This is a genomic window from Bradyrhizobium sp. USDA 4354 (assembly GCF_054060315.1).
Genome location: NZ_JBSSDC010000001.1, coordinates 535,187 through 550,897 on the forward strand (window position 1 = coordinate 535,187; position 15,711 = coordinate 550,897).

The 15,711-nt window shown below is 65.2% G+C and carries 14 protein-coding genes; 2 read left to right on the plus strand and 12 right to left on the minus strand.

The window, feature by feature from the left end:
- Window positions 1–57: 57 nt before the first annotated feature.
- The gene (locus ACVIIV_RS02570) at window positions 58–1,386 is read left to right on the plus strand and encodes a dicarboxylate/amino acid:cation symporter (protein ID WP_456742765.1); all 1,329 of its coding nucleotides are present in this window, start codon (window positions 58–60) and stop codon (window positions 1,384–1,386) included.
- A gap of 184 nt (window positions 1,387–1,570) precedes the next feature.
- Here the strand turns inward: ACVIIV_RS02570 and ACVIIV_RS02575 are convergent, their stop codons facing one another.
- From ACVIIV_RS02575 to ACVIIV_RS02620, 10 genes are all read right to left on the minus strand, one after another.
- Window positions 1,571–3,184: an ABC-F family ATP-binding cassette domain-containing protein gene (locus ACVIIV_RS02575; protein WP_456742766.1), complete on the minus strand. Its 1,614-nt coding sequence runs from the start codon at window positions 3,182–3,184 to the stop codon at window positions 1,571–1,573.
- Window positions 3,185–3,355: 171 nt separating this feature from the next.
- On the minus strand, window positions 3,356–3,703 hold the full coding sequence (locus ACVIIV_RS02580; protein WP_456742767.1) for a RidA family protein: 348 nt from the start codon (window positions 3,701–3,703) through the stop codon (window positions 3,356–3,358).
- A gap of 12 nt (window positions 3,704–3,715) precedes the next feature.
- Entirely contained in the window at window positions 3,716–4,837 is a 1,122-nt protein-coding gene (locus ACVIIV_RS02585) for an NAD(P)/FAD-dependent oxidoreductase (RefSeq protein ID WP_456742768.1), read from the minus strand.
- Complete coding sequence (locus ACVIIV_RS02590) at window positions 4,834–6,252, minus strand: FAD/NAD(P)-dependent oxidoreductase (RefSeq protein WP_456742769.1); 1,419 nt, start codon at window positions 6,250–6,252, stop codon at window positions 4,834–4,836. Before ACVIIV_RS02590 ends, ACVIIV_RS02585 begins: the two co-directional genes overlap by 4 nt.
- Complete coding sequence (locus tag ACVIIV_RS02595; RefSeq protein ID WP_212298280.1) at window positions 6,249–6,545, minus strand: (2Fe-2S)-binding protein; 297 nt, start codon at window positions 6,543–6,545, stop codon at window positions 6,249–6,251. Before ACVIIV_RS02595 ends, ACVIIV_RS02590 begins: the two co-directional genes overlap by 4 nt.
- Window positions 6,546–6,575: 30 nt before the next feature.
- Entirely contained in the window at window positions 6,576–7,772 is a 1,197-nt protein-coding gene (locus tag ACVIIV_RS02600) for an NAD(P)/FAD-dependent oxidoreductase (protein ID WP_456742770.1), read from the minus strand.
- Window positions 7,773–7,780: 8 nt separating this feature from the next.
- Window positions 7,781–8,587: an ABC transporter permease gene (locus tag ACVIIV_RS02605; protein ID WP_456742771.1), complete on the minus strand. Its 807-nt coding sequence runs from the start codon at window positions 8,585–8,587 to the stop codon at window positions 7,781–7,783.
- Window positions 8,584–9,459 carry an ABC transporter permease gene (locus ACVIIV_RS02610; RefSeq protein ID WP_456742772.1) on the minus strand — a complete coding sequence of 292 codons (876 nt, stop codon included), beginning with the start codon at window positions 9,457–9,459 and terminating at the stop codon, window positions 8,584–8,586. Before ACVIIV_RS02610 ends, ACVIIV_RS02605 begins: the two co-directional genes overlap by 4 nt.
- Window positions 9,456–10,496, minus strand: coding sequence for an ABC transporter ATP-binding protein (locus tag ACVIIV_RS02615; protein ID WP_456742773.1), 1,041 nt, complete (start codon window positions 10,494–10,496; stop codon window positions 9,456–9,458). The genes ACVIIV_RS02610 and ACVIIV_RS02615 overlap by 4 nt, the downstream gene beginning before the upstream one ends.
- A 27-nt stretch (window positions 10,497–10,523) precedes the next feature.
- A complete protein-coding gene (locus ACVIIV_RS02620) occupies window positions 10,524–11,558 on the minus strand; it encodes an ABC transporter substrate-binding protein (RefSeq protein WP_456742774.1) in 1,035 nt (344 codons plus the stop codon).
- 276 nt (window positions 11,559–11,834) lie between these two features.
- On the opposite strand from ACVIIV_RS02620, the gene ACVIIV_RS02625 reads away from it, so the two are divergent.
- On the plus strand, window positions 11,835–12,758 hold the full coding sequence (locus ACVIIV_RS02625) for a LysR substrate-binding domain-containing protein (protein ID WP_456742775.1): 924 nt from the start codon (window positions 11,835–11,837) through the stop codon (window positions 12,756–12,758).
- Here the strand turns inward: ACVIIV_RS02625 and ACVIIV_RS02630 are convergent.
- Window positions 12,748–14,121, minus strand: a complete 1,374-nt coding sequence (locus ACVIIV_RS02630) for an amidohydrolase family protein (RefSeq protein WP_456742776.1) — start codon at window positions 14,119–14,121, stop codon at window positions 12,748–12,750. The two genes, ACVIIV_RS02625 and ACVIIV_RS02630, sit on opposite strands and share 11 nt — an antisense overlap.
- A complete protein-coding gene (locus ACVIIV_RS02635; protein WP_456742777.1) occupies window positions 14,118–15,701 on the minus strand; it encodes an ABC transporter substrate-binding protein in 1,584 nt (527 codons plus the stop codon). Before ACVIIV_RS02635 ends, ACVIIV_RS02630 begins: the two co-directional genes overlap by 4 nt.
- Window positions 15,702–15,711: the final 10 nt, after the last annotated feature.

Consider the following 15,711-nt stretch of genomic DNA (forward strand, 5'->3'; position numbering starts at 1 on the left):
GTGCAGATCAAGCAGGATCCAAATCCTGCAAGATCAATGCGTTCCGGGGCTCACTTTATGACACAAGTCGCGATCCAGCCAGCCATCCATCGCCGACACCAGCCCTGGTACAAGATCCTCTACGTCCAGGTGCTGATCGCGATCGTGCTCGGCGTGCTCATCGGCTACTTCTATCCCGATCTCGGCAAGGCCTTGAAGCCGCTTGGCGACGGTTTCATCGCGCTTATCAAGATGATGATCGCGCCTGTCATCTTCTGCACAGTGGTGCACGGCATCTCCTCGATGGGCGATCTCAAGCGTGTCGGCCGGGTCGGGCTGAAGTCGCTGATCTATTTCGAGACGGTCTCGACCGTCGCGCTCGCGGTCGGCCTTTTGGTCGGCGAGATCCTCCAGCCCGGACACGGCTTCAACATCGATCCCGCCACCATCGACCCGAACTCAGTCGCGACCTACGTCACCAAGGCCAAGGAGGAGGGCATCGTTGCCCATCTGATGGCGATCATCCCCGACAGCTATCTGGGCGCCATCGCGCGCGGCGACCTCTTGCAGGTGCTGCTGATCTCGATCCTCTCAGGCTTCGCCATCGCCTTCCTCGGCAAGGCCGGCGAGCCCATTGCGGACGCGATCGACGAGGCGGCGAAGATGTTCTTCGGCATCATCCGCATCATCGTGCGCGTCGCGCCGATCGGCGCCTTCGGCGCCATGGCGTTCACCGTCGGCGCCTACGGCCTCGGCTCGCTGCTCAACCTCGCCGCGCTGATCGGCACGTTCTATCTCACCAGCATCCTGTTCGTGCTGATCGTGCTAGGTGCGATCGCGCGGCTGGCGGGCTTCTCGATCCTGCGCTTCATCGCCTATATCAAGGACGAGCTGCTGATCGTGCTCGGCACGTCGTCCTCGGAGACCGTGCTGCCGCAGATGATCCAGAAGATGGAACATCTCGGCGCCTCGCGCTCGGTGGTCGGCCTCGTGATTCCGACCGGCTATAGCTTCAACCTCGATGGTACCAACATCTACATGACGCTGGCGACGTTGTTCCTGGCGCAGGCGACCAACACGCATCTGACGATCTGGCAGGAGCTTGGCATCCTCGGTATCGCCATGATCACCTCGAAGGGTGCCTCGGGTGTCACCGGTGCCGGCTTCATCACGCTCGCAGCGACGCTTTCGATCGTGCCTGATATTCCGATCCAGTCGATCGCGATCCTGGTCGGCATCGACAAGTTCATGAGCGAATGCCGTGCGCTGACCAATCTGATCGGCAACGGCGTCGCCTGCGTCGTCATCAGCATCTCCGAAGGCGAGCTCGACCGCGACGCGCTGCACGAGACCATGGCCCATCCGCTGGAGATCGGCGAGGCGCTGGAACCGGGCGGAGGCGCTTGACACCGCGCCCGCTCCGATGCGGTAGTTTCCCGGAGTGGAAAATCGCTGAGATACAAGTCACAACAATGGCGTTGGGATCACGGATTGATACTCATTTTTTCCACCCGACGCGCTGGGGGAAGGGCGTCGGGTTTTTGAAAATCACTGCTAGGAATTGCCGATATATTCAGGCCGAGCGGCGGGATCAGATGATCCCGCCATGCTCACGTTGCGCGTTGGTGGCAAGATCGACCCGGCGCGCAATCCCGATCGCTTGCAGAAACGCCTCGTCGTGGCTGACGACGAGCAACGCACCGTCATAGGCCCTCAAGCCCGCCTCGACGGCTTCGATCGATTCGATGTCGAGATGATTGGTCGGCTCGTCCAGAATCAGCAGCGATGGTGGCGCTACCCCGCCAAGCACGCAAGCAAGGCCCGCACGGAACATCTGCCCTCCGCTCAGGCTCCTGACGACTTGCAAGGCCGCATCGGCGCGAAACATGAACCGCGCCAGCGCGGCATGGCATTCGGTCGTCCCCGCCTCCGGATTGAAGCGCTGGAAATTTTGCAAGATCGAGAGCGCGGGATCGAGCAGGCTGACCTTCTGGTCGAACAACGCGAAGTCCGGCCTGACCCTCACGGTGCCCGAGAGCGGGCGCAGCTCGCCCGCGATCAGTTTCAGCAGCGTCGTCTTGCCGGAGCCGTTCGGGCCGACCAGCGCGACCCGTTCCGGTCCGACGATCGTCAGCGACAGATCGCGCAAGACCGGCCGCTCCGGCCGATAGCCCGCACTGACGCCGTCGAGCGAAATCACTTCCCTGCCCGCCGGCAGGCCAGTCGCGGGCAGCTTGACCGACAGCGGCTGAAGAACCTCGATACGCCGACGCGCCGTGTCCACAGCATCGATCGCCTCTGCGCGCCGCCGCACGGCGATTTGCGCGTTCTTGCCGCCGCTGTCCTCGCTGCGATCCTTGCGTGCACCGGCCAGGATGCGCGGCATGTCGCCCTTGGCGCGCTTCTTCCTGCCGCCGCTGTCCTTGCGCGCTTTCCTTTCCGCGGCCTCTTGTGCGTTGCCGTCGATCTCGGAGAGACGTTTCTCGGCATGCGCGAGATCATGCCTGACTGCGGCGAGTTCAAGGGCCTTCTGCTCGCGGTACCGGCTCCAATTGCCGCCGTATCGCGCGGCTCCGAGCGACGTCAGCTCGACGATCGCATCCATGGTCTCCAGCAAGCTGCGGTCGTGGCTGACGACGATCGCGCCACCGCGCCAGGCTGCGAGAAGATCGGTCACCGCCCTGCGTCCGTCCTGGTCGAGATTGTTGGTGGGCTCGTCCAGCAGCAGGAAATCGGGTTCGGCGAAGACCAGTGCAGCGAGTCGAACCCGCGTGATCTGGCCGCCGGACAGGCAAGACAGCTCCGTGTCCGGAGATCGATCGAACCCGAGGCGCGCCAGCGCGGCCTCGAGCCGCGTCTCGAGCGTCCAGTCAATCGCGGCGATATCGTCGGCCGAGGCATCGCCTCGCTCCGCACGGCGAAGCAGGTCCAGCGCCTGGCGGGCCCCGAACAGGTCGGCCACGGTCGCTCCGGCAAGGACCTGCACGTTCTGACGCAACGATCCGATGGTGCCGTTGATCAGAACGCGCCCTGATTGGGGAGCGTGTTCCCCAAGGATCGACGCAAGCAGCGTGGTTTTCCCGACGCCGTTGCGGCCGACGAGACCGGTTCGCTCGGCCGCGAATGTCAGATCGATGTTGGAGAGAAGAGAACGGCCGTCAGACGTGGACAGCGACAGGTCGGACAGAATGATCGAAGCAGGCATGGCATTCCCCGTGGGCAAGGCAGGTGGGCTTTGCGATCGGGGTGAAATCCATGGCTGCGAATATCCTGATTGAGGAGCTCTCTACGTAGTCCCATCGAAGGGCGAGATCAAGGCGCGGCGCGAGGGGACAACAGCGCCAGAGGCGCTGTCGTCCTTCGTCGCCTTGCGCGATCAGCCCTTGAGCGCGGTGACCACCACCTCGATCAGCGCGCCGCCGCCGAGATCGGCGACGCCGACTGTGGCGCGAGTGGGGAGATTGTCGCCGAAGAACTTGGTCCAGGCCGCATCCATCTCCTTCTTCCTGGAAAGATCGGTGACGAAGATCGAAGAACTGACGACGCGCGACTTGTCGGTTCCCGCTTCCTTCAGATAGCCGGCAATCTTGTCGAGGATGTTGCGGGTCTGCTCGCCCATCGAGACCGAGGTGTCGTCGGCGATGGTGCCGCCAAGGAAGACGAAACCATTGGCCTCGACGGCGCGGTGCATGATGGGCGTGCGGATGCTGCGGGTGATGCTCATGATGTCCTCTTCTTAGAGCGTGGAAGGATGGAAGCGGTCGATGCCGAGATCGCTGACGCGGGTCTGGGTGCCGCCGTTGACGATCAGCTCCGCCATGACGGCGCCGGCGCCGGGGCCGAGCTGAAAGCCATGCAGCGAGAAGCCGAACTGGTGATAGAGCCCCCTGTGGCGGGAGCTCGGCCCGAACACGGGGATGTCGTCCTTCATCTTGGCCTCGATGCCGGCCCAGGCGCGAACAATGGTCGCGCGGCGCATCACCGGGAACAGCTCGAACACGGTCTGCGCGCTTGTCGCGAGGCTCCTCCAGTCCAGCACCGTCTCGTTGCGGTCCTGATTGGGCGTCGCCAGATGGCCGCCGCCGATCAGCACGGTGCCGTTCTTGAACTGCTTGAAGGAGAGCTTTCGCCCGCGCAGGATCACGACGGGGTCGATGAAGTGCGGCACGCGCGAGGTGATCATCAGCATCGGCGCCACGGTCTCGACCGGCACCGGCTCACCGAGATCAGCCGCGATCTTGCCGGCCCAGGCGCCGGCGGCATTGACGAGCACCGGCGCGGCAAAACTCTCCGAACCGACATCGACGTGCCAGAGGCCGTCGTTGTAGCGGATGTTGCCGGCGGCCACGCCTTCGCGCACGGTCGCACCTAACTGCTCCGCCTTGCGCCGGAACGCCGTCGTCGTCTGCGCCGGATTGGCCGCGCCGTCGCGGTGCGAGACCACACCGCCGGGACAAGTCTCGGCCACCGCAGGCACGAGGCGCCGCAATTCGTCGGCGTCGACCAGTTCCTCATGGGTGAAGCCGAGCGCATTGAGCTCGGCGACGCGCGCGCGGCAGACGGCGAGCTCGTCCTCGTTCTCGGCGACCAGCACCTGGCCGTGGCTCTCGAAACTGCAATCGTCGTCGACGAGCTCCGAAATCTTTTCCCAGATGCCCATCGAGCGGATCGAGAGCGGAATCTCCGGGATGTGCCGCGCAAGCTGGCGCACGCCGCCGGCATTGACGCCGGAGGCATGGCGGCCGGCATAGTCCTTCTCGATCAGCACCGGCTTCAGGCCGGCGAGGCAAAGATGTAACGTGGTCGAGCATCCGTGGATGCCGCCGCCAATGACGATCGCATCCACGTGTCTGCTCATCCGCGCACCACGGCCTTGACGTCGGCCTCGCTCTTTGGAACGGCGGCGAGCTCGGCGAGCGTGATCGGCTTCACCGGCGCCCGCAGCCGGTAGTAACCGATCTCCTGCGGGGTCTTGCCGCGCGCCTGCGCCATTAGCTCGGTGACAGTGAGGCCGCAGAGCCGGCCCTGGCACGGGCCCATGCCGGTGCGACGATAGGCCTTGAGCTGGTTCGGCCCCGTCGCGCCGATCGCGACGGAATCGAGAACGTCCTTCGCCGTGACCTCTTCGCAACGACAGACGATGGTATCGCCCGAGGGAATGCGGAACTGCGGCGCGGGGCGGAACAGCGTGTCGAGGAAGACGCGACCGCGCTCAGCCTTGGCGAGGTCGGAACGGAGCGCCGCCATTGCGGGAAGTTTTGCGACAGCCGCGGGGGCAAGTGCTTCGACAGCGGCACGCGCGGCAATGCGACCGCGCACCACCGCTGCATTGGCACCGCCGATGCCGGCGCCGTCACCCGCGATTGCGATGCCAGCAACCGACGAATTGCCGCTCGCGTCCAGCGCCGGCGACCAGCACAATTGCAGATCATCCCAGCGATGCTCGACACCAGCCGCCATCGCTAGATTGACGTTGGGCACGACACCCTGATGCAGCAGCAACAGGTCCGCAGGGATCGTCTCGCGCTTGCTGCCGGCGACATAGCTGACACTCGCGAGCTGGCCGTCACCCGCCGCAGCAAGCTCCGTGACGCCGGAGATGACCTGCACCTTCGCCTTCACCTCGCGCATCATCGACAGGCCCTTGGAAAAATAGGGCGAGGTCAGGAACGCGAACGCATGCGGCAGCGCCGCGAAATAATTGCCGCGCTCGGTGGTGTCGAGGATACGGTCGATGCGGCCGCCAAGCCGCAAGATCTGCGCGGCGAGGAGCCAGAGCAGCGGGCCCTGCCCCGCAATCACCGTGCGTCCGTCCGGCACCAGAGCTGACGATTTCAGCATCGTCTGCGCGGCGCCTGCGGTCATCACGCCCGGCAACGTCCAGCCAGGAATCGGGAACGGCCGCTCCAGCGCGCCGGTCGCGAGGATCACGCGCTTCGCCTTGACGAAGGCCGAGGCGCCGCCGATCGAAACGGCGATGTCGAGATTGCGGTCGAGGCTCCAGACTGTGGCACGATGGATCACCTCGGCGTTGCTTGCGCGCAGCGACTGCACGAGACCGGCTCCAACCCAATACTCGGCGCCGAGCTGATCGCGCTCGGTGACCGGCGTCGAAGCGATGGCACGAAACACTTGGCCGCCTGGGCCGATGTTCTCGTCGAGCAGCAGCGTCGACAGGCCGGCTTGAGCGGCTGTCGCGGCAGCAGCAAGACCCGCAGGCCCGGCGCCGATCACCACGACGTCGTAATCGTCGCGCTTGGGAGCCACAGTCATTTTCCGATCTCCCGCTTGCCCTTCTGAATCTCGATCTGCATGCCTTCGGCGACAGGCACGAGGCAGCCCTGACGGTTGCCGACGCCGTCGATGGTGACGAGGCAGTCGAAGCAGACGCCCATCATGCAATAGGGCAGGCGCGGAGCACCGCTGACTGCGGTGGAACGGCGTGCGTCCTGACCGGATGCCAATAGCGCGGCGGAGACGGTGTCGCCTTGGCGCGCCGCGACGGCAACGCCGTCGACGAAGATCTGCACCTGTGGGCGCTTGTCCTGTTCGGATCGTCTAAACATGGGATGCCCCTTGGCTCCTTCTCAGAGTCTTCAATAGCCGCTGCTGCTGGTAGCGCCCGCGCCACCGAAACGGCTGGCCGAGAACGCGCCGACCAGCTCCGGCTCGAGCGCGCCCTGCGCCACCATGCGCGCGATCTCGAAAGCGTGGTTGGAAGCCAGCGTCACGCCGGAATGGCAGCAGGCGACGAAGGCGCCGGGATGCGTCTCCGACTGGTCGTAGATCGGAAAGCCGTCCTGCGGCATGACGCGGATGCCGGACCAACTCCTGACCACGTTGAGCCGCGACAGATGCGGGAACATCCGCTGCGCGCGATCGGCCATGACGCCGCTGATCGAAGGCTTAAGCACGCGATCATCCAGCTCGTCCTCCTTGCTGTCACCGATCATCACCGTGCCCTCGTCGGTCTGCCGGATCGTGGTCAGCGGATGCGGCAGGAACGGCATGGTGCGCTCGGTCACGACGACCTGGCCGCGGGTCGGCCCCATCGGCGCGTAAAGACCAACCATCGGCGCCAGCGTCTGGTTGGCGTTGCCGGCGGCGAGCACGATCTTGGCGGCACGCACCTCGCCCTTGGGCGTCGTCAGGCGGAATTCGCCGCCGCTCTTGCTGATCGCCGAGACCGGACGCTCCGGAAAATAGTCGATGCCGAACGCCCTGAAGCCGGTGTGGAAGGCGCGGAACGTGCGCAGCGAATTGACGTGGCCGTCGAGCGGACAATAGCTGCCGCCGGAGACTTCGGGCCCGATCAGCGGCAGCGCCTTCTTCACTTCCGACGGCGGCAACATCTCCATCTTGTAGTCGGCGGCGCCGGCCTGATTGTGCATGCGCTTGACGAGCTCGGCGCGCTGACCGAATTCGTCTTCTCCAAGTGTAAGATGGAAGCCGCCGTTCTGCTGCAGCGACACGTCGAGGCCGGTCTGCTGCTTCAACTCGGAGGCAAGCCGGCCCCATGCTTGCGAGGCCTGCACGGTCCACACCGTATAGGCCGGCATGCCGAGACCCTTGCTCTGCACCCACACCAGCGCAAAGTTCGCGCGCGAGGCGCGCTTGGTGATGTCGCCTTCGTCGAGCACGGCGACCTTCTTGCCGAGGCGGCCGAGGCCCCAGGCAATGGCGGAGCCGAGCAGTCCGCCGCCGACGACGGCGACGTCGTATTCTGATTTTTGTTTGGACGCGTTTTCTTCACGCGAACCGGCGTCCACTTCGCTCGAAAACGCTTTAGACATAGGTTCTCCTATCGTCCCGTATCGCCCTTGCCGGCGAGCACACGGTCGAGCCCGTAGAAGCGGTCGAGCAGAATGAGGGCGGTCATGGTAACAGCGATCACGCAGGCCGAGACCGACGTCACCAGCGGATCGATGTTGTCCTGGATATAAAGGAACATGCGCACCGGCAACGTCTCGGTGCCGGGCGCCGCGAGGAAGACGGTCATGGTGAGATCGTCAAAGGACTGGATAAAGGCGAGCGCCCAGCCGCTGATGACGCCGGGCAGGATCAGCGGCAAGGTCACGCGGCGGAACAGCGTCCAGCCGCCGGCGCCGAGCGAGACCGCAGCCATTTCGACCGAGCGGTCCATGCCGGTCGCGGCCGCCAGCGTCAGCCGCAGCGCGAACGGAAACACGATGATGACGTGCGCGATAATCAGCGCGGCGAAGCTGCCGCCGAGACCGGCTGACGTAAAGAATCTCAGGAAAGCGATGCCGAGCACGACATGTGGGATCATCAGCGGCGACAGGAAGAGAGCCGCGAGCACATCGCGGCCACGGAAGCGATAGCGCGCGATCGCCAGCGCCGCCGGCACCGCGAACAAGAGTGCCACGAGGGACGAGAGCGCCCCGAGGCCAAGGCTGACCCAGAAGGCGTGGATGAATTCGGGATAGTTCGCGATCGTCCTGAACCAGCGCAGGGAGAACCCGTTGGTCGGCAGCGACAGGAAGCCCTCAGGCGTGAAGGCGACGAGGCAGACGACGAGGATCGGCGCCACCATGACGATGACGAAGATGGTGTGGAAGATCAGCGCCAGCGGGCCGTTCCGTCTCATCGAAACACCTCCGCATAACGACGCTCGATCAGCGCGTTGCTGCCGACGACGATCAGCACCAGCGCGGCCAGCAGCAGCGTTGCGACGGCGGCACCGAGCGGCCAGTTCAGCGTGTTGAGGAACTCGTCATAGGCGAGCGTCGCAGCGACTTTGAGCCGGCGGCCACCGATGATCGCGGGTGTCGCGAAGGCGCTCGCCGAGAGCGAGAACACGATGATCGCGCCCGACAGCACGCCCGGCATGATCTGCGGCATGATGATGCGACGGATAATGGTCACGGGTCCGGCGCCGAGCGACATCGCAGCGTTCTCGATCTGCGGATCGAGCCGCTGCAGCGCCGCCCACACCGACAGCACCATGAACGGCATCATCACATGCGCCAGCGCGATCACCATGCCGGCTTCGGTGAACATGAAGGGAATAGGCGACCGGATCGCGCCGAGCGACATCAAGAGCTTGTTGACGAGCCCGTTGTTGCCGCCGAACAGCAGCGCCCAGCCGAGCGTGCGCGCGACAACCGAGATCAGCAGCGGCCCGAGGATGATCAGCAGGAAGAAGCTCTTCCAGCGGCCGCTCATGCGGTTGAGGATGTAGGCTTCGGGCGCGCCCAGCAATGCCGTCAGCAGCGTTGTCAAGATCGCGATCCGAAACGTCCGCCAGAACATCTCGGCGTAGTAGGGATCGGTCGCGATCTCATGCCAGTTCTTGAGGATGAAGACCGGCTCGATGCCCTTGTATTGGCCCCAATCGTGGAACGACAACATTACGGTCATCGCCAGCGGGATCAGCAGCACCCCGACGAACAGCATCAAGGCGGGCGCCGTCAGCGCCCACGGCGCACGCGCACTGCGTTCCTCGGCGACCGCGCTCATGCGCCGGCCCTCGCGCGCACGCTCATGTCCTCCGGATGCCAGGACAGGCGAACGGCCTCTCCTTCGCCAGGCTGCGCCTTGCCGTCATTCTGACGGATCACGATCGCCGGGCCGCATTCGCTCTCGCACTGGAACAGCCAGTGATTGCCCTGGAAGATGCGCGTGACGATTTTTGCGACGAGGCCGGCATCGCCGAACCCGATGCGCTCGGGGCGGATGCTGACGGTCACCGGGCCATTGAGGCCGGCCGGCGCCGGCGCGCTCCAGGAGCCTGCCACCAGCCGCGCCGGCGTCGCGGTCCGTTCGATGGTCGCGGCAAAGTCATTGGTCTTGCCGAGGAACTGCGAGACGAAGGCCGAGGCCGGCTTCTCATAGGTTTCCTGCGGCGTACCGATCTGCTCGATCTTGCCCTGGCTCATCACCACGATGCGGTCGGACAGCGACATCGCCTCGTTCTGGTCGTGCGTGACCAGGATCGTGGTGGTGCCGATGGTGCGCTGGATCTGGCGCAGCTCGATCTGCATCTCCTCGCGCAGTTTTGCGTCGAGATTGGACAGCGGCTCGTCGAGCAGCAGCACGCTCGGCTTGATCACCAGCGCGCGCGCCAGCGCCACGCGCTGTTGCTGGCCGCCGGACATGCGGCGCGGATGGCGGTCCTCATAACCGGCAAGGCCCACCATCGCGAGCGCGGCGCGAACGCGCTCGGCCCGCTCGTTGCGCGGCACGCCACGCATCTCGAGGCCAAAGGCGACGTTCTCCGCCGCTGTCATGTGCGGAAACAGCGCGTAGCTCTGGAATACGATGCCGAGCCCGCGCTTCGCCGGATGGATCGCGGTCAGGTCCTTGCCCTCGAGCCGGATCGCGCCGCGTGTGGGATCGAGGAAGCCCGCGATCATCTGCAGCGTCGTGGTCTTGCCGCAGCCGGAAGGGCCGAGGAAGGAGATGAACTCCCCCTTCCCCACCGACAGGCTGAAGTCGTCGACGACGGTCTGGACGCCGAACTGCTTTGCGACCCGATCGAGCTCGAGATAAGCCATGCGCTGTCTCCGCTACCGACGATCAGATCAGCGCTCGACCTCGCGATTCCAGCGCTTGGTCCACTCCTCGCGCTTCTCGTTGATGACGGTCCAGTCCGGATTGTAGAGCTTGGCCGCGCGCTCGCCGATCGGCGCCATCTTGCCGAGCTCCGGCGGGATCACCAGCGATTTCAGCACCGGGCCGTAGCCATAATCCTTCAGCATCACGAGCTGGACTTTTGGATCGAGCAGCATCTTGACGAAGCTCGCAGCGAGCGGCGAAGCATTGGGCTTGTTGATCGGACACGCCGTCGTCAGCAGGGTCGCCGCACCTTCCTTGGGATAGACGAAGTCGACGGGGAAGCCGGTATTGGCAAAGCTCTGCACACGACCGGTGCCCCACACCGCGATCACGGCCTGGCCGGACTGGAACAGCTCGGTCATCTTGCCCGGCGACGGCTCGTAGGCCAGCACGTTCGGGTTGATCTGCTCCTTGAAGATCTTGAAGCCGGAATCGACGTTCGTCTCGCCGCCGCCATTCATCTTCGACAGCATCACGAGCGCTTCGAGACCATAGGTGTTGTTGATCGGCGGGATCACGAGCTGCTTGGCGTATTTCGTGTCCTTCAGGTCGTTCCACGAGGTCGGCGGCGCCCAACCCTTCTCCTTGAACACCTTGGTGTTGTACATCAGGCCCGTGGCGACGATGCCGATCGCGACGGCGCGATCGTCCTTGAAGCGCGCAGTGTCGTAGAGATCGGCGGGCAAGCCGTCGAGCTTGCCGCAGAAGCCGAGCTGGATCGCCTGGTACATCGGGCCATCATCGACGATGGCGACGTCGATCTGCTGGTTGCCCTTCTGCGCCTGGAGCTTGGCCAGAGTGTCGGTGGAATTGCCGGCGACGTACTCGACCTTGACGCCGTTCTCCTTCTCGAAGGCCGGGATCACCTCGTCGCGGATGGTCTTCTCGAACGAGCCGCCATAGCCGGCGACATAGAGCGTTTTCTGCTGAGCCGAGGCGACCGACGGGGCGGCAATGAGCGCCGCGATGCTGACTGCTGTCAGAAGGCGAAGAGTCTTCATATGGACCGATCTCCAATACCGGAATGAGGTGACATGCCGACGAGTCTCGCAGGCTGAAGCACGCTGCCGCATTTCCTTCCGCGCAAATCCGCTTCCGATCAGGGCTCCGGCCCCTGTTCGGCGGGTTTTGGCGCGATCTGGAGGTTTGAACCCCTCCAATCTGCCGAAAAAGCGGGCTGTCTCCAGTCCTGATGAAAAAGATCGCAACCTATACTTCCATCGTCCAATGAATAATGGCACCCTCTGCATGCTGAAATGTTATGATTGGTATGCGAGATGGCGCGGATCAATTCGCGGCAGGTGGAGGCCTTCCGGGCGACGATGCTGACCGGCAGCGTCACTGAGGCGGCGAAGCTGATGGTGGTGACGCAGCCGGCGGTGAGCCGGCTGCTGCGCGACCTCCAGGCGCTCTTGAAGATGGAGCTGTTCGAGCGGCGCGGCACTGGCCTCGTGCCCACTGCCGCAGCGATGGCGCTCTATACGGAGGTCGAGCGCTCCTTCGTTGGTCTCGAGCGCATCACCGCGGCTGCGGAGGAGATCCGCGGCCGCCGCACCGGCTCGTTGCGCATCGCCGCGCTGCCGGCGCTGGCGAACGGATACTTGCCCCGCCTTGCCGGACATTTCCTGATGGAGCGGCCCAACCTCAACCTCGCCTTCTTCGGCGTGATCTCGCCGATCGTGGTCGATTGGGTGCTGAACAACCAGTGCGACATCGGTTTTGCCGAGGTGCCGATCGCCCATTCCGGCCTGCCGAGCATGCGGCTGCCCGCGCCGGCGCGCGTCGCGGTATTGCCGACCGGGCATCGCCTGGCGGAGAAAGAGGTGCTGGAGCCGCGCGATTTCGAGGGCGAGACCTTCATCTCGCTGTCGGCGGGATCGTCGAGCCGGCATCTCGTCGACCAGGTCTTCCATCGCCACGACGTCCGCCGCGTGCTCAGGGTCGAGACCACGCTGTCGGAAATCATGTGCGGCATGGTGTCGTCGGGGCTTGGCGTCGCGATCTGCGATCCCTTCACCGCGCAGGAATTTGCAACGCGCGGCGTCGTCGTGCGCCGCTTCATGCCGCGCATCGACTTCGAATTCTCCGCGGTCTTTCCGGCGCAGCGCAGCCCCTCGCCGGTGGCGCTGGATCTGGTCGAGACCATGCGCAAGGCGCTGGTGGAGTTCGAGGAACTGCCCGAGACGGCGATCAGCCGTTGAACGCCGCCTGCGCCTCCGGCAGATCCCAGATCTTGCCGATCGCAGCGCTGCCCGCTGCGGTGATCGCCGCCTCATCCGCGCCAAGGTAGCGCCCCTCATCGACCAGCACGCGGCCGTCGACCATGACCTGGTCGATATTGGCGCGGTTGGCGAGTGCGATCAGCGCGCGGCGCGGATCGAACAGCGGCTGCAGATGCGGATGGGTGAGGTCGACGACGGTGAGATCGGCGGTTGCGCCCGGCTCGATCCGGCCGAGGTCCGGCCGCTTGATGACGTCGGCGGCGACAGTCGTGTTCGCTTCGATCAGTGCGGGTGAGTTCGCGACATCAGGGCGCACCGAGGTGATCTTGGAGATCAGCGATGCCGCATTAAGCTCGCCGAGCAGGTCCATGTTGTAGCCGTCGGTGCCGACCACGGTGCGCACGCCGTGCTCGGCGAAGCGGCTGAACGCCGCGGTGATGCCGGCGCGCGCGAACACACGCGGGCAGTTCAGCACGGTCATGCCGCGCGCGGCCATCAGCTTGAGATCGTCGTCGCTGCTGAACATGCAGTGCGCCGCCATCAGATCGGGCGCCAGCAGGCCGAGCCAGTCGAGATATTGCGCCGGCGTGCGGCCGCCATAGCGCTTGCCGATGGTCTCGACCTCGGCGCGGCTCTGCGCCATGTGCGTCGTGATGGGCACGCCGAGCTCACGCGCCCGCACAGCGCACGCCTTCAGAAGATCGGGGCCGCAGGTGTCGGTGGCATGCGGGCTCATCGCGAGGCTGATGCGACCATCGCCGCGATTGTTCCAGCGCTGGTAGAGCGCGTCCCACGTCGCCATGTCGGCGGCGCCATCGTCGCCGGAATAGCGGACCACACCGTCGGGCCCGGCCTTGGCATCGGAGGTCGAGAACAGATAGGGCGCGCCGTAGAAGCGGATGCCCATCTCTTCCGCCGCGTCGAACATTTCCGGAATCGAATTCCGGAACGGCTCCATCACCGTGGTGGCGCCACCCTTGAGCAGTTGGAGGATGCCGAGCCGCGCGACCGCCAGGCGCTCCTCCGCCGACAGGATATCGGCGCCGCGCTTGGTCAGCGGCAAGAGCACGGTGTAGACGATGCTCTGGTTGTTCTTGCGGCCATTGCCGTCCTCGGTGTGGCTGCGCGCCACCGCCTCGGAGAAGCAGTGATTGTGCAAGTTGAGCAGGCCCGGCAGCACGAAGCGGCCGGGGCGGTCATAGACCTCGTCCGCGCGCGGCTTGTCGCGCGTGACTGCGGCGATCTTTTTGCCTTTGACCAGGACCCAATGGTCGCGCAGCACATCCTGCGCGCCGTCTTTCCGTGACAGCACATAGCTGCCGAAAATTGCTGTTGTGCTCATGCGGGGCGTACGTTCCAGAACACGGCGGTGCCGTCGAGAATGCCGGTGATCTCTTTGCGATAGGCGGTCGGCTGCTTGTACAGGCCGATCGGAATATAGGGGATTTCCTCGAACGCGACCGCCTGGATCTCGCGGCAGATGCGCTGCTGCTCGGCAAGCTCGGAGGCCGCCAGCCACTGGCTGCGCAACGCCCCCATCTTTTCGCTCGCATACCAGCCGGCGACCTTGCCTTCGCCGCGGATGTTGGTGTTGCCGGCCGGATTGAGCCAGTCGATGCCCTGCCAATTGCCGACCGCCGCGCTCCAGCCGCCCTGTCCAATCGGGTCTTTCTTCAACTGGCGCTGCAACACCACGGCGAAATCGAGCCCGGCATATTCGACATTCATGCCCGCCTTGCGCAACGAGTCCACCGCGATCTCGCCGAGCGGCTTTTGCGCCAGCGAGTTGGTGGGGACGAGCAGCACGATCTTCTCGCCGTTGTAGCCGGCAGCCTTCAGATCGGCCTTGACCTTGTCGTAGTTGCGGGGGCCGCGAAAGACGTCGAGACCGACGTCGCTCGCCATTGGCGTGCCGGGTGCGAAATAGCCGATCGGCGAGACCTGAAAGGCCGGATCGGTGCCGGCGACCGCAGTCATGAACGCGGACTGGTCGATCGCACCGAGCAGCGCGCGGCGAATGGCGGGATTGTCGAACGGCGGCTGCAGATGATTGAGGCGCAGCATGCAGGCGTAACCGCGGGGATCGAGGATGCGCGTCTCGATGTCGCCGGCGGCCTTGATCACCGGCAACAAATCGTGCGGCGTGGTCTCCTGCCAGTCCTGCTCGCCAGTCTGCAGCGCGGCAACGCCGGTGCCGGCATCGGGCGTGGTGGTCCAGACCACGCGGTCGTAGTGGACGACCTTCGGCCCGGCGGTCCAATCCGGCTTGCCGTCGGCGCGCGGCTGGTAGCGCTCGAATTTGGCATAGGCGTTGCGCGCGCCCTGCACGCGCTCGTCGGCGAGATAGCGGAACGGGCCGCTGCCGATCACCTCGGTGAGCGGCTTGAACGGGTCCTGGCTCGCCAGCCGCTCCGGCATCATGAAGCAGGCATTGATCGCGGCCTTGCCGAGCGCTTGCGGCAGCAGCGGGAACGGACGCTTGAGGCGGAAGCGGATGGTGCGGTCGTCGGCGGCCGACAGTTCTGCGGTCGCCTCCAGCAGCTCCCCGCCAAAGCCGTCGCGCGCGGCCCAGCGGCGGATGCTGGCGACGCAATCGCGAGCCAGCACGCGCGCGCCGTCGTGCCAGAACAGGCCGTCACGCAATGTGAGATCCCATTGCAGCCCGTCGGCGGAGATGACATGGCCCGACAGCATCTGCGGCGAGACCTGGAGCGACGAGCTCATGCCATAGAGGGTGTCGTAGACCATGAAGCCGTGGTTTCGCGACACCTGCGCGGTCGAGTAGATGGGATCGACGAAGGCGAGGTCGATGACGGGGATGAAGCGCAGCGTGGATTGAGATTCAGCGCGAACGATGCCCGGCAGCGACAGCGCCGGCACTGCAGCGGCGGCCTTGAGGAGCGAACGGCGGGAGACAGGCATTACGAGAGGC